This window comes from Streptomyces sp. NPDC055099, assembly GCF_053607685.1.
In genome coordinates this window covers 52915-66621 of the sequence record NZ_JBSGUA010000021.1, presented here as the reverse complement: position 1 = coordinate 66621, position 13707 = coordinate 52915, and the positions used below count along the sequence as shown (strand labels likewise).

Sequence of the window (13707 nt, the reverse complement as noted above, 5' to 3'; positions counted from 1 at the left end):
GGCGGGCTCAGCGCGTCTGTCGCTGACGGGACGCGTAGGAGCGGGACTTGTTGCGGTTACCGCACACCTTCATCGAGCACCAGCGGCGGCTGCGGTTCTTGGACACGTCCCAGAACACCCAGCCGCAGGTGTGCTCCGCGCAGCGCTTGAGCCGGGGAGCGTTCCCGGTGACGACCAACTCGCTCCAGGCGATCGCCAGAGTGGCCAGCGGGCCGCGCTCCCGAGGCAGCCCCGGCGCGGGCGTGAGGTGGCCGCGCGCGGTGACGAGCACCGGATGCTCGGCCAGCACGCGGTCGGCCGCGGCGAGCAACCGCGGGTCGGGGGTGTCGCCCACGTGGGCTCCCAACTCCTCGCGGATGCCCGCGCGCAGGGCCATGTAGCGCGCGTGGTCGTCGGTGTGGATCTCTCCGGCCGTGTCGAGCAGGCCGCGGCCACGCAGCCATCCGGACAGGCCGGCCGGGGTGGCGATCTCGTCGCTCGCTTCTTCCACGTCGACCGTGTTGGCGAACGCCTCCACCAAGACGGCTGAGGCCGGTGGTTCCAGCATCGCGTGTGTCACCTCCCGCGGGTCCTCGCCATTCTACCGCCTAAGCGTTTTACCGGTTGTGGACGGCGGGCCGCGTGCGCCAGAGTGTTCTCACCGGCTAAAGCGTTAGATGGTTAGGGGATGGTCATGGCCACGGCGGTGCCCGAGCGGACGGACGTCGGCAAGAATCTCGGCACGTCAAGGCGGAAAGGCCACTGCCGCATCCCACGAGACCCCGGTCATCGCAAGCCCCCGCGCGGCCCGGGCCGCCGCAGACCCCCGCGGGACCCCGGCCCTCGTAACACCGCTGTCCTGGTCGGGTTCACCGCCGCGACCAACCTCGCCGACGGCGTGATGAAGATGGCGCTCCCGCTCCTCGCCGCCGCGCTCACCGGCTCTCCCGCGCAGTTAACCGCCGTCTCGCTGACCCTCACGCTGCCCTGGCTGCTCGTCGCCCTGCACATGGGCGTGCTCGTCGACCGTTTCGACCGCCGGTGGCTGCTCTGGGGCGCCAGCGCCATGCGGCTGGCCGCCATGGGCTGGCTCACGGTCTCCGCCGTGACCGCGGGGATCACCCTCGGCCAGCTCTTCACCGCCGGAGCGGCCCTCGGCGTCGCCGACGTACTGGCGTCGACCTCCGGCGCCGCGCTGGTCCCGGCCGCGGTGCCCGAGGCGGGGCGGGAGCGGGCGAACACCTGGATGGTGGGGGCCGAGACGGTGGGCCAGGAGTTCGCCGGGCCTTTCGTCGGCGGGCTGCTGCTGGCCGCCGGTACGGGACTCGCGCTGGGCCTGATCAGCGCCTCGTACACCGTCGCCGCCTTGGCCCTGCTTCTGCTGGTGGGCCGCTTCCGGGCGGACGGGCCCGCCCCAGACGCGGTTCCTGTCTCGGTCAACAGCCGGATCGCCGAAGGTCTGCGCTTCCTCTGGCACGACCGGCTGCTGCGCACCCTCGCGGTGGTCGTCGCCGTGCTCTCCGCCGTCTGGGGCGCATGGCTCGCGCTCATGCCGCTCTACGCCAAGCAGGCCATGGAGCTCGGCCCGCAGGAGTACGGCATCCTGTTCAGCGCCCTCGGTGTCGGAGGGCTGGCCGGCACGGTGGCCGTGTCCTGGGTGAACCGGCTGCTCGGCGCGCGGCGGGCGATGTTCGCTGACCTGATCGGCACGATCGCGATGGTGGCGCTGCCCGCCCTGACCACCAGCATCTGGGCGGTGGCGGCCGGAGCCTTCCTCGGCGGCATGGGCGGCACGCTTTGGTCGGTCAACTCCCGCACCATCACCCAGCGCATGGTCCCCGACGGAATGCTCGGCCGCTACGGCGCGGCAGCCCGGCTCTTCAACTTCGGCGCCATGCCGCTCGGTGCGGCCCTGGTGGGCCTCCTGGCCGAACTGGGCGGCATGCGCCTGGCGTTCGCGGTGTTCGCGGTCGCCGTGGCGACGACGCCGGTGCTGTTCCTCAGGAACGTCACCCCGGCCGCCCTGGAATCCCGCGAGGGGCCCGCGCCGGTGCCCTAGGCAGTGTCTTCAAATGATCACCGCTGGTGGATCATGGTGTTGTGATACGTCGTCATGAACTGTCCGATGCTGAGTAAGAGTTCGTCCGGCCGCTGCTGCCCGAGTCGTTGCGGGGGCGTAAGCGGCTGGATGACCGCAGAGCCGCCCGACGCCCGCTGGCTCTCCGGTCAACTGTCCCGGCGCGCGCCGCGTTTCGGTGTGCCGCACCCCGAACGGAGCCGCCCCGAACCTGGCCTGCCCTCCGGGGCGACGGCGGTCAGGAGGCCGCTCATGAGACCGGCGGCGAAGGCGGCAGACCGGCCCCACCAGGTTGAGGCAAGGATTCCGTTTCTGGTGGTTCACAGGTGTGCAACCCTCGCGTCACCTCGGCTGTCTCCTCTCTGCGGGCCCTGATCAACCTGATCCGAAGGGCCACCAGTCTCAGGAGGAACAGTGCGTCGCTCCCTCGTCGTCGCCATCGCGGCCGCCGCCATCGCCGCGCCGCTGGCGGTAGGCACCGCCACCGCGTCCGCAGCGCCCCGGGCGAAGGCGGACAAGGCCCCGGTCGTCGACTTCAACAAGGACGGGTACGCCGACCTGGCGCTCGGAGCGGCGCACGCGACGGTCGGCGGGAAGCAGGAAGCCGGGTACGTGGCCGTGGTGTACGGGTCGAAGCGCGGCGCCGACCAGGCACGCCGGAAGGTCGTCGACCGGTCCAGCGCGGGGGTGCCCGGGGACGTCAGCAAGTACGGGGCCTTCGGCCGCGAGCTGACCGCCGCCGACCTCGACGGGGACGGCTACACCGACCTGGTCGTCGGCGCCGGTACAGGCGGCACCGTGGTGCTGTGGAGCTCCGCCGCCGGGCTCACGGACGCGGCCGCCCGACTGCCGGGCGCGGTCGGCTCCCTGGCCGTCGGCGACTTCGACGGCGACGGGCACCGCGACCTGGTGACGCACGATTACAAGGCCACGCCCGAGAGCGGCCCTCCCGGCATGACCGTCTCGTACGGGCCGTTCACGCGCGGCGGCGAGGCGGCCAGGAAGGACGATATCGGGTTCGAATCGTTTCCCGAGCTGGACGGGTTCGTCGCGGGCGACATGGACGGCGACGGCGTCGACGACCTCGTCACCAGCCACAGCTTTGAGGACCGGGCGTTCGGCAGCCGCTTCTGGAAGGGCGGCGCGTCCGGCCTCGGCCACACGTCCAAGGATCTCAAGGCCTCCGTGGGCGGCGCCGTCGCGGACGTGGACGGCGACGGCTACGGCGACTTCGTCACCCGCGACAACGGCCCCTTCGACGACGACAACGAAGGTGACAAGGGCACCGTCCGCGTCGACTACGGCAGCAAGAACGGGCCCGCCGCCACCCGCACCGTGAAGATCACCCAGGACAGCCCGGGCGTCCCGGGCGTGGGTGAGGACGGCGACCAGTTCGGCGCCTCGATCAGTGCGGGCGACGTCAACGGCGACGGCTACGCCGACATCGCCGTCGGCGTCCCCGGCGAGGACGTCACCGCGAGCGGCAAGAACGTCCGGGACAGCGGCAACGTCGTCCTGCTCAAGGGCGCCAGGAGCGGCCTCAGCGGCAAGGGCGCCCAGTCCTTCACCCAGACCACGCCCGGCGTCCCCGGCGCCTCCGAGAAGGGCGACAAGTTCGGCGCCGAGGTCTCGCTCGCCGACGTCAACGGCGACAAGAAGGCCGACCTGACCGTCACCGCCCCCGGGGAGGACGGCACGTACCGGGACTCCGGTGCCGCCTGGGTGTTCAAGGGCGCGGCCACCGGCCTGACGACGGCCGGGACCAGCTCCTTCGGCCCGGCCGCGCTCGGCGCCCCGGAGAAGGACGCCCGCCTGGGCTCGCGCCTGGTGCGCTAGGGGAGGGCGCGGCCGTAGACCCCTTCGTGGGCGTACCCGCTCAGCCGATGGGCTCCGGCAGTGGAACCACCTGGTAGGAGAGCCGGATCGTGTTGCCGGTGGCGGGGTCGCCCAGCTCGACGCGCCACCCCTCGGCGAACTGGTCCACGCCCTCGGCCATGGGGATGGTGCCCGAGATCAGGACGGTGCCCGGCGTCAGGCTGCCGCGCTCGCGCAGGACGCCGGCCCAGTAGCCGGGCGTGAGGAGTTCGGCGAGCGTGCCGTGCTGGATCTCCGTCTCGCGGCCGTCGGCGTAAGTGACCCAGGCGCGCAAGGTCAGTTCGTCGATGCGCGACTCGACGTCGGTCAGGAGCCAGGCCTGGCGGGCCAGCACATCGGGTGCCGCGTTCTTGCTCCAGGCCACACCGTGGACCTCCAGGTCGCGGTCGGTGTGGTCGCAGGCGGCGGTCAGCAGCAGCTCGCCGCCGTCCGCGACGACCAGCGCCCATTCGGCCTCGCCCGAGGTGTGCGCGTGCGGGGCGGCGACCCGGTCGGTCTGCTGGGCGAGGTAGGGCGAGACGGGGTAGAGCGCCGGGGTCACCGACGGTGCGGGCACGCCGAGCCGGGCGAGTTCGGCGACGTGCGCGGCGACATCGGCTTGCCTGCGCCCGGCGTATCCGGCGTTGAGTACCTGCACGACGTCGACGTCACGGGCGGAGCCGTCGGGCAGTTCGAAGGTCAGCACGGCCATGGGGCACTCCAAAGGGGGTGGGTCTCGACGCGGGTCCGGGCAGGGGTGAGGCGGGTCCGGACAGGGGTCTCGACACGGTCAACTTCCGGCGCGGGGGTTGCGCATACGACCTGTATACAAGAAGTATGCCGGAAGGTCGATGTCCCCTCGACGCCCTCCACGCCCTCGACGCAAGGACCGGGAAGCATGCAGCACACCCCACAGGGCCCACCGGCGGCCGCACCGGACCGCTCCGGCATCCGACGGGCCTTCTTCGCCAGCCTCACCGGGACCGCGCTTGAGTGGTACGACTTCGCCGTCTACTCCGCCGCCGCGGCCCTCGTATTCGGCGACCTCTTCTTCCCCTCGGAGGACCCCCTCACCGGCACGCTCCTGGCGTTTTCCACGTACGCGGTCGGGTACGTCTCGCGCCCCCTCGGCGGCTTCGTCTTCGGCCGCCTCGGCGACGTCATCGGCCGCAAGAAGGTCCTCATCGCCACACTGGTCCTCATCGGCGCGGCCACGTTCCTGATCGGCGTCCTGCCCACCTACGGCACCGCGGGCGTCATCGCCCCCATCGCCCTGGTCCTGCTGCGCTTCGCCCAAGGCGTCGGGGTCGGCGGCGAATGGGGCGGGGCCGTCCTGCTGTCCAGTGAGTTCGGCGATCCGCGGCGCCGCGGCTTCTACGCCTCGGCCGCCCAGATCGGGCCGCCCGCCGGAAACCTCCTGGCCAACGGGGTGCTGGCCGCCCTGGGCGTGCTGCTCACCGAGGAGCAGTTCCTGTCCTGGGGCTGGCGCGTGGCCTTCCTGCTCTCGGGCGCGCTGGTCGCCTTCGGCCTGTGGATCCGGGCGAAGCTGGAGGAGACCCCCGTCTTCAAGGCGATGGAGGCCGAGGAATCCCGGCCGCAGGCCCCGATCCGCGAGGTCTTCACCACCCAGCCCCGCGCCCTGTGCGCCGCGATCCTCAGCCGGGTCGCGCCCGATGTGCTGTACGCGATGTTCACCGTGTTCGTCCTGACCTACGCCACCGACGAACTGGGCATGACGCGCGGCTCCGCCCTGACGGCCGTCCTGGTCGGCTCGTTCCTGCAGACCTTCCTCATCCCGCTGGCCGGGGCGCTGTCCGACCGGGTCAACCGGCGTCTGCTGTACGGCTGTTCCGCGCTCGCCGCGGGGGTGTGGCCGTTCGTCTTCTTCCTCGTGGTCGACGGCGGCAGCTGGCTCCTGCTGATGTGCGGTGTCGTGGTGGCCCTGGCCATCCACTCCTTCATGTACGGCCCGCAAGCGGCCTTCGTCGCCGAGCAGTTCTCACCCCGCCTGCGCTACACGGGCTCCTCGCTCGCCTACACCCTCGCGGGCCTCATCGGCGGCGCTGTGGCCCCGCTGCTGTTCACCGCCTTGCTCAGCTCGTACGGCAGTTGGGTCCCGCTGGCGCTCTACCTCGCCGTCGCGGCCGCCGTGACGCTCATCGGCCTCTGGCTGGGCAGGGACTCCGCCCACGCCGAGAAGGAGGATGAGCTGCTCGCGGGTACGGTCACACCGAAGGCCGCCCCCGCGGCTCGTGTCCCGTGACACGGCTCGTGTCCCGTGACACCGAAAGCAAGTCGCCGTCCGACGTCCCCACCCTCGAATCCGAAAGGCAGCCCACCGTGCGCATCGCACTGAGCCAGCTGACCACCGGCCCCGAGCCCGGCAAGAACCTCGCCCTCATCAAGGAATGGACCGCACGCGCGGCGGACAGCGGCGCGGATGTCGTCGTCTTTCCCGAGGCGTCGATGGCCTGCTTCGGCACGCGCCTGGCGCCGCTCGCCGAACCCCTGGACGGCCCCTGGGCCGAAGAGGTCCGCGCCATCGCCGAGGCAGCGGGCATCACCGTGGTCGCGGGCCTGTTCACGCCGGCCCCCGGCGGCCGGGTGACCAACACCCTGCTGGCCACCGGACGCGGTGTCGAGGCGACGTATGACAAGATCCATCTCTACGACGCGTTCGGCTTCGCCGAGTCCGACACCGTGGCCGCCGGCTCGCGGGTGGTGACCATCGACGTGGACGGCGTACGCCTGGGCCTGGCCACGTGCTACGACGTGCGGTTCCCGGAGCTCTTCCGGGCCCACGCCGACGCGGGGGCCACCGCGACCCTGCTGGCCGCATCCTGGGGTGCGGGCCCCGGCAAGGTCGATCAGTGGGAGCTGCTGGTGCGGGCCCGTGCCCTGGACGCCACGCTGTGGGTCGCGGCCGTCGACCAGGCCGACCCGGCGGCGTCGGGGGCAGCGGCGGCCGGAGGCAAGGCGCCCACCGGAGTGGGGCACAGCATGCTCGTCGGACCCGACGGGACCGTACGCCGTCGTCTGGGGGCGCAGCCCGAACTCACGGTGGTCGAGGTGGACGCCGACGAGGTCGCGGCGGTCCGCAAGAACATCCCCGTGCTGGCCAACCGCAGGCTGGGGGAAACCCGCTGACCCCAACCCCCATGATCGGGCCTGTCTACCCGGCGAGCAGCACCTTCAGTGTCGACTCCAGGTGGCTGTCGATGGCGGCGCAGGCGGCCCGCGCGTCACCGGCCGCCAGCGCGTCGACGATCGCACGATGCTCGTCGAGCACTGCTTCCTGGCGGCCCTGCTGGTTGTAGAGAGCCACCACGCCGGCCCGGACCTGGCGGCTGCGCAGCCCTTCGTAGTGCCGGTCGAGCAGGGTGTTGCCCACGGCCGCCACGAGAGACGAGTGGAAGAGGTGATCCACGTCGATGAACTCCTTGGCCTGGTCCGGCCCGCTCAGCGCACGCTGACGCTCCAAAAACGCGCCCAACTCCCGCACCGGCGCCTGCCCCGAGCCGATGACGTGCTGCGCCGCGTACCGCTCGACGATCCCACGCAACTGCATCAGCTCGGTGATCTCGCGCCCGGACAGCGGCGCCACCCGCGCCCCGCGCTTGGGCACCAACTCGACGAGATCCTCGGCGGCCAGAAGGAGCAGCGCCTCGCGGATCGGGGTGCGCGAGACGCCGATGCGATCGGCGATGTCCTGCTCGGAGAGGAACTCGCCCTGCATCGCCGGGTCCGTCAGCACGGTCTCCTTGAGGTACGCGTACGCCTTCTCCCGACCCGACGCCACCACTACCCCCAGAGATCGCATACACCTTGTATACGGAAGTTACCACGGTGTCTGTGTCCTGGCCCCGCCCGGAGAGGGGGAACGCCACAACTGGCGTCGCTGAGCGTGATTTGGACGGCCAAAGCTGGGAACGCCGCACGAGAGGGTCCAAGGGCCTTCCGGGCGCCGTCCCGAACAGGGGGACTCCCGCACCCCTGGGTGCCCGCGCTCGCGCAGGCGGGCGCCGACGTAGGCGGTCAGCGCTTCGACGTGCTCTTCGTCGTACGCCCACAAGATCCGGCCCACGCAGCGGGTCTGCAGCCAGAGCGGCCGCCCGAAGAACGGGTCCTCGCTGCCGCGGAGTACCGCACCGATCAGGCCGGCACCCCGCACCTCCGCTTCCCAGTCGGCGACGGCCCCGCACCCGCCGCAGGCCAGACGCCTCGGCTGGAACAGGAGCTCGCTGGAGTACCGGTGCGCCGGGAGACCGGGCCGGGGAACCACGACCGCGCGGCCCCCGCACGACGGGCAGACCACCAGTATCCGGCCGGCGAAATGGGCCAGCCAGTGCCCGGTGTCCAGGTGGCGAACGGGCTCACTTCCCGAGGCGGCATTCATGACGACACCCTCGCAGCTCCGGGTCGCGGACGACGGGCCGGCCCGTCTCACCCGGGAGGGGCGGCCTGGCGCAGGGACAGGGTCAGCCGGCGTCGTTCCCGGTCGATCTCGGTGACCACGACAACGATCTCGTCGCCGACCTGGACGACGTCCTCCGGGTTCTCCACGGGCGGCCACGCGAGTTCGGTGACGTGGACGAGCCCCTCGATCCCCTCGGCGACCCGGACGAAGGCGCCGAACGGGATCAGCTTGGTGACCCGCCCGGCCAGCCGCGCGCCCACCGGGGTGCGGTCGGCGAACTCTTGGAAGGGGTCCGGCCGCAGCGCCCGCAGGGACAGTCTGGCCTCCAGGTTCCACTCGTCGAACTGGAGGAACTCACCGGCCACGCTCTGCCCGACCTCGACGACCTCCTCCGCCGCCTCGATGCGGTGCCAGGACAGCTCGGGGAAGGTGATGAAGCCGACCCCGGGGAAGAGGGGATGCGCGGGGCCCTCGTCCAGTGCGACGAACACCCCGAACCGTTCGATGGCCGCGACCCTGCCCGTGAGGATCTCGCCCGGGCGCAGCGACTCCAGGTACGCCCAGAGCTCCGGGTTCGTCGACCGGTCCAGGCTGTGCTTGCCCGAGCCCATGTCGCAGTACGCCGGATCAGCCGGCGACGGGGAGGGCCCGCGGGTCGACGTCGCAGCGGGCGACCGAGGCGGCCAGGCCCTCGCCGCCGATCTCGATGCGGGTGGTCTTCTTGCCCTTTCCGGCCACCTTGACCTCCTCGCTCTCCTCGATGACCGTGATGCCGTCCGCGTCCACGAAGGTGACCGACACCCAGAAGCGGCCCGTCTTCGCGTTGCCGTTCGTGACCTTGACCGTCGCGTACGGCTCCTTCGCGGTCGCGCAGGACACCAACTTGGCCTTCGCGTCGTCCAGTTGGCTTCCGCCGGAGGAGCTCGACGCGCCGGAGGACGTGGAGTCGTGGGTCGGCGGCCGGTTGTAGGAGCCGCCGCCTGTGCTGCTCCCGGAGCCGCTGCTGCCGTAACTGTCGTCATCGTCGTCGTAACCGGAACCCGACGTCGAGCCCGAGGATCCGGATGACCCGGAGCTGCTCGACGACGAACTGTCGTGGTCCTGGCTCGAACTGCTGCAGCCGCCTCCGCCGCCTCCGCCGCTGTGGCGACTGCCGCCGCCGTGGCCTCGCCCCGTGCTGAAGCCGGTCAGTGCGAGTGCCGACAGCACCAGTACGGCTGTGACCTTGAGTGTGTTCCCCCGATTGCTCATGTGATCACCCTACCCGCAGCCGCAGACAACTCCCCGCGGGGCAGGGCCTGTTCGCGTATGCCCGGAAATGAGCACCAGTTACGTCCAGCAATCCCCGTTTAGCAATGCGCATGTCAAAGTTTATCTGTCCCTTGCTACGTTCGTGGCGCATCGCACAACGACTGTTGTTTCGCTCCCCTTGGGTGCGGGTTGTGCGCTCAAGGGGGCCATGCCACAGGGGGAACTGATGGCGACACAAACCACAGCATGGCGGCGGGCGTTGACCGCCGCCGCGATCGCCGGTCTCGCGGGGGGCGTTCTCGCCACCGCGCCGGCACAAGCCGCACCGTCCGACACCGACCGCGCCCGCGACGCACTCGTCGAAACGGCGCAGACCTATCTCACCGGGGAGAACTCCCTGCGCGTCCAGGGCTCGGCGCCGGAGGCGGCCAAGGCCGCGAAGGCGGCGGGCGAGCTCGATGTGGCCGGCGCGTTCGCGAAAGCACGCGACGACCGGATGACCGCACGCGAGCAGCAGAAGCAGCTCGCCGAACAGACCGGCGTGCGCTTCTCGGCCGTGTCGACGCAGGTCACGCCGCTCGGCAACGTACGCAAGGGCGCCAAGGGCACGGACTCCGCGCGGCTGAGCGTCGAGGAGCGGACCCGCTACACCTACGCCGAGGCGGACGTGGAGCCGTACAGTTACCGTGCGCGCCACGAGCTGACGTTCACGCACGTCGACGGCACCTGGCAGCTGTCCGCCCTGGTCACCAAGGACCCGACCGGGATGAACACGCCCAAGAAGCTGTCGCAGGCCCAGATGCGCACCGCGGTGAAGACCACCGAGGCGCTCAAGACGGGGCTGGCCAAGACGGCGGAGCAGCGCAAGGCCGCCAACGCCAAGAGGGTGGGCGACTCGAAGGGCAACGAGACCAAGGAGATCCCGGACGGGCTCGACTACCAGAAGATGGTCGACTGGGCGCTGCGCTATGCCCTGGAGGACCGCGACAAGCTGCCGTACACCCCTGACGAGGACGACTGCACCACCTTCGTCTCCTGGGCGTTGCGCACCGGTGGCTGGGCAGAGCAGTCGGGCTTCTACCAGAGCGACTCGGCCTGGTGGTGGAAGGACTGGTGCGACGGCGAGTGGTACTGCCGCCCGCAGCACAGCTACACCTGGGGCGGCGCGACCAACTGGCAGCGTTACGCGGTCAATGAGTCCAAGCGCGTGGACCTGCTGAAGAACGTGTGGGACGTGCGCATCGCGGACGTCGTGCAGTACGACGTCAAGGGCTATGGGGGAGAGGGCGTCCCCGACCACACCATGATGGTGACTGCCTTCGACTGGAACGCCGACGGCATGCCGCTGCTGAGCTATCACAGCTCGCCCGGCGGTGAGCAGAAGAACAAGCCGCTGATCGACATCCTCAACTCCGACTCCGCCCAGGGCCAGGCCTTCTGGGCCTACGGCACCTGACGCCGGCCTGATCGGACGTACACCTGTTGTGCCGCGGTGGCCGCTACTCGTAGGCGGCGGTCACCGCGGCACGCAGCTGTTCCACCGTCGCGCTGCCGCCGCACGCGAGGTCCACGCGGCCCTCGCCGGTGACGGCGTAGGCGTTCTGTGACGCCACCTCGAAGATGCGCTCCCCTTCGGTGCCCTGGCGCTTGGCGGGGCGCAGCATCAGGACGAGATCCTCGGCGTCGGGGATCACCTCGGGGTGCAGCGGGTTGGAGACGGTGAGGGTGCCGGAGGGCGGGGGGTTCTGCGACAGGCTCTCGCGGGCCTTGACGCGGAAGCCGAAGCCCTGGGTCAGTCCGTCGTCCACGGGGACGCGCCGGTCGCTGAGCACGGCGACCCGCAACGGCAGGTACCCCTCGGCCCGCTGGGCGCGGATGGTCTGCCCCGTCTGGCGTACGCAGTCGGCGGACGCCGCCGGTGGTGTCCCCTTGTCGCGGAGACCGTCCAGGGCCACGGGCACGGCCACCGCGACCGCCGTGATCAAGGCGGCCGCCCCCGCGCCGAGGGCGGTTCGGCGCCGGTTCAGGGCGCGCCTGGCCCGTGCGGTGAACGCGGATCCCGGGGGCGCGGGCGGCGGCCCCTCCGGTTCGGCGGCCGCGACGAGCAACTGCCGAACCTGTTCGTCCTCAGTCATCGCTGCGGCCCCTCTCCTCGGACACGGTGACAAGGAATCCCCGGGTGCGCAGCGCGGCCAGAGCGCGCGCCGCCCGGCTCTTCACGGTGCCCGGTGAACAGCCGAGTGCCTCGGCGGTCTCCCGCTCGGAGAGCTGGTCGTAGTAGCGCAGGACCAGCACGGCACGCTGCGGCGGGGGCAGGGTCCGCAGCACCTCGCGCACGGCGACGCGGGTGGCGACCTGCTCCTCGTGGCCGGGCTCGGGCACATCCGGCAGCCACGGCGCCGGGATCTCCCCGCTCCAGCGCCGCCGTCTGTCCTTGATGAGCAGCCGGACCATCGTCGTACGGGTGTAGGCCTCCGCTGCCTGGGCCGCGCCGATGCGGTGCCAGGCACGGTAGGTGCGCAAAAGCGCCTCCTGGGTCAGGTCCTCCGCCCGGGGCGTGGAGCCGGTGAGCAGGCGTGCGGTGCGGACGAGGGAGCCGTACCGGGCGGCCATGAAGGCGCTGAACGCCGCGTCCCTGCCGGTTCCGCTGCTCCTGCCGGAGTGCATCCTCGCCCCTTCGCTTCTCGTGGTGCGACGCGTGGGTTCCCACTCTTTGCAGAGACCCTGGGCCGGCGGAAGGTTCCCGCGGGGGTCGATCCGGCTCCGCCGGGCGGCTCTTTCCGGTGGCGGGGTGGAGGAAGCGTGCATAGAACGGGAGACACGATCACGTGCGGGGCGAGGACGTCCCGCTGGAATGGAGAAGCGAAAATGGCCGCTGAGTCATTCTCTGCCGCGGGGGATACTTCCGGGACCGGCGAACCTCTGGTGTCGACATCGCTTCACTGGGGCACCGCGCAGCTCGGCGCTCCACCTGCCCACCCGCCCGCCCCGTGGCCGCAGGAACTCGACCACGACACCGAGGACGTGCCGCCGGAGCGAGCCGAGTACGCCGACGACGACGGGCCCCCGCGAGGGGCGCCCGGCATCGACGACGAGGCCCTGGAACTGGAGGCGCCCGGCGTTCACGACGACGCGGTGGAAGAGCTCATACGGGTCGCCGTGGTGTCCAGGCCCCTGGACGACGTCGTCGACCTCGTCACCCTCCTGGAGCAGTCGCCTGACGGCGTGACAACCGCCGCCTCGGTGCTTCGCCTGGCAGCCGTGGCCCGCTCCGTCGACGACGTCACCCGCCTGGTGGAGCTGCTCGGCCCGCCCGAGCACCCGGCCGACCACATGGACGAGGCCATTCGGCACGCCGCCGAGGAACGGCCCGTCCCGGAGGTGAGCCGTCTCGTCCACCTGCTGTCCCGCCCGCCGCACGACGCGCACACCAGCGCCGAGGCGGTGCACGCCGCGGGCACGACCAGGTCCGTCGAGGACCTGATGCAGTTGATCGGCAGCCTCAGGGAGCACAAGGAAGCCGACAACCTCGCGGCCAAGGCCCCGGCCGCGCCGCTCGAGCCGCCCACCGGCGCCGAGGCGGGTCACCCCGCGCAGGCCCCGGCCGCCGCACCCGCGCAGGACGCGGAGGCCGCGGCGGTGCAGGACAAGGCGCCCTTGCTGTGGCTGCGCCGGACGGCGGGCGTGCTGCTCCTGCTCTGTGCCGCGGCGCACTTCCCGGTGAACTGGTCGGACGCCTCGACCGTCGGCCTCTTCGCCGCGCTCGGGGTGTCCGTCGTCTGCGCGCTCGCGGGCGTGGCGCTGTGCCTGACCGCGTCGCCGGTCGTGGCCGTGGTGAGCACGTTGATCGCCGGCGCGCTGACCCTCGGTCACCTGGTGGACGACCGGGTCAACTCCACGACGCTGGCCTATGTGTTGCGGCCCGACGGGGTGACAGCACCGATTCCGACGCTGACGGCGGTGGCCGCTACGCTGGCCGCACTGCTGGTCGTGGCGCTCACGGTCGCCGGGCTCAGGGCCGCGGGCAACCGGGACGCGACCCCGCGCCTGTAGGCGGGGACGGAAGGTGCTCGCGCTTCCCGGTGAAATCCGGTGAGCGCGAGCACGGCGCTGCGCCGCAGGTCACGGC

The 13707-nt window shown here is 71.6% G+C and carries 13 protein-coding genes; 6 read left to right on the top strand and 7 right to left on the bottom strand.

Annotation, left to right across the window (positions count from 1 at the left end; all coding sequences use genetic code 11):
- Positions 1–7: 7 nt before the first annotated feature.
- Positions 8–547: a CGNR zinc finger domain-containing protein gene (locus ACWFRU_RS36645; protein ID WP_453692421.1), complete on the bottom strand. Its 540-nt coding sequence runs from the start codon at positions 545–547 to the stop codon at positions 8–10.
- Positions 548–667: 120 nt separating this feature from the next.
- Between ACWFRU_RS36645 and ACWFRU_RS36640 the strand changes: the two genes are divergently transcribed.
- Complete coding sequence (locus tag ACWFRU_RS36640; RefSeq protein WP_453692420.1) at positions 668–2038, top strand: MFS transporter; 1371 nt, start codon at positions 668–670, stop codon at positions 2036–2038.
- Positions 2039–2470: 432 nt separating this feature from the next.
- Positions 2471–3892 carry an FG-GAP and VCBS repeat-containing protein gene (locus ACWFRU_RS36635; protein WP_453692419.1) on the top strand — a complete coding sequence of 474 codons (1422 nt, stop codon included), beginning with the start codon at positions 2471–2473 and terminating at the stop codon, positions 3890–3892.
- 40 nt (positions 3893–3932) lie between these two features.
- Here the strand turns inward: ACWFRU_RS36635 and ACWFRU_RS36630 are convergent, their stop codons facing one another.
- Positions 3933–4622, bottom strand: coding sequence for a DUF2848 domain-containing protein (locus tag ACWFRU_RS36630; protein WP_453692418.1), 690 nt, complete (start codon positions 4620–4622; stop codon positions 3933–3935).
- Between the two features lie 186 nt (positions 4623–4808).
- Between ACWFRU_RS36630 and ACWFRU_RS36625 the strand changes: the two genes are divergently transcribed.
- Positions 4809–6173: an MFS transporter gene (locus tag ACWFRU_RS36625; RefSeq protein ID WP_453692417.1), complete on the top strand. Its 1365-nt coding sequence runs from the start codon at positions 4809–4811 to the stop codon at positions 6171–6173.
- Positions 6174–6250: 77 nt separating this feature from the next.
- Positions 6251–7057 carry a carbon-nitrogen hydrolase family protein gene (locus ACWFRU_RS36620; protein ID WP_453692416.1) on the top strand — a complete coding sequence of 269 codons (807 nt, stop codon included), beginning with the start codon at positions 6251–6253 and terminating at the stop codon, positions 7055–7057.
- 25 nt (positions 7058–7082) lie between these two features.
- Here ACWFRU_RS36620 and ACWFRU_RS36615 read toward each other — a convergent pair whose 3' ends face one another.
- From ACWFRU_RS36615 to ACWFRU_RS36605, 3 genes are all read right to left on the bottom strand, one after another.
- The gene (locus ACWFRU_RS36615; RefSeq protein ID WP_453692415.1) at positions 7083–7730 is read right to left on the bottom strand and encodes a GntR family transcriptional regulator; all 648 of its coding nucleotides are present in this window, start codon (positions 7728–7730) and stop codon (positions 7083–7085) included.
- Positions 7731–8353: 623 nt separating this feature from the next.
- The gene (locus tag ACWFRU_RS36610) at positions 8354–8938 is read right to left on the bottom strand and encodes a S1 RNA-binding domain-containing protein (protein ID WP_453692414.1); all 585 of its coding nucleotides are present in this window, start codon (positions 8936–8938) and stop codon (positions 8354–8356) included.
- 16 nt (positions 8939–8954) lie between these two features.
- A complete protein-coding gene (locus ACWFRU_RS36605; protein ID WP_453692413.1) occupies positions 8955–9578 on the bottom strand; it encodes a hypothetical protein in 624 nt (207 codons plus the stop codon).
- 226 nt (positions 9579–9804) lie between these two features.
- Here ACWFRU_RS36605 and ACWFRU_RS36600 point away from each other — a divergent pair, with 226 nt between their 5' ends.
- Positions 9805–11034, top strand: coding sequence for an amidase domain-containing protein (locus ACWFRU_RS36600; protein ID WP_453692412.1), 1230 nt, complete (start codon positions 9805–9807; stop codon positions 11032–11034).
- Positions 11035–11077: 43 nt separating this feature from the next.
- Here ACWFRU_RS36600 and ACWFRU_RS36595 read toward each other — a convergent pair whose 3' ends face one another.
- Both ACWFRU_RS36595 and ACWFRU_RS36590 read right to left on the bottom strand, forming a co-directional pair.
- A complete protein-coding gene (locus ACWFRU_RS36595) occupies positions 11078–11713 on the bottom strand; it encodes a hypothetical protein (RefSeq protein ID WP_453692411.1) in 636 nt (211 codons plus the stop codon).
- Positions 11706–12245, bottom strand: a complete 540-nt coding sequence (locus ACWFRU_RS36590; RefSeq protein WP_453692410.1) for a SigE family RNA polymerase sigma factor — start codon at positions 12243–12245, stop codon at positions 11706–11708. The genes ACWFRU_RS36595 and ACWFRU_RS36590 overlap by 8 nt, the downstream gene beginning before the upstream one ends.
- A 258-nt stretch (positions 12246–12503) precedes the next feature.
- Between ACWFRU_RS36590 and ACWFRU_RS36585 the strand changes: the two genes are divergently transcribed.
- Positions 12504–13631 (top strand): hypothetical protein, encoded by a 1128-nt coding sequence (locus ACWFRU_RS36585; RefSeq protein WP_453692409.1) that lies wholly within the window; start codon positions 12504–12506, stop codon positions 13629–13631.
- Positions 13632–13707 lie beyond the last annotated feature (76 nt).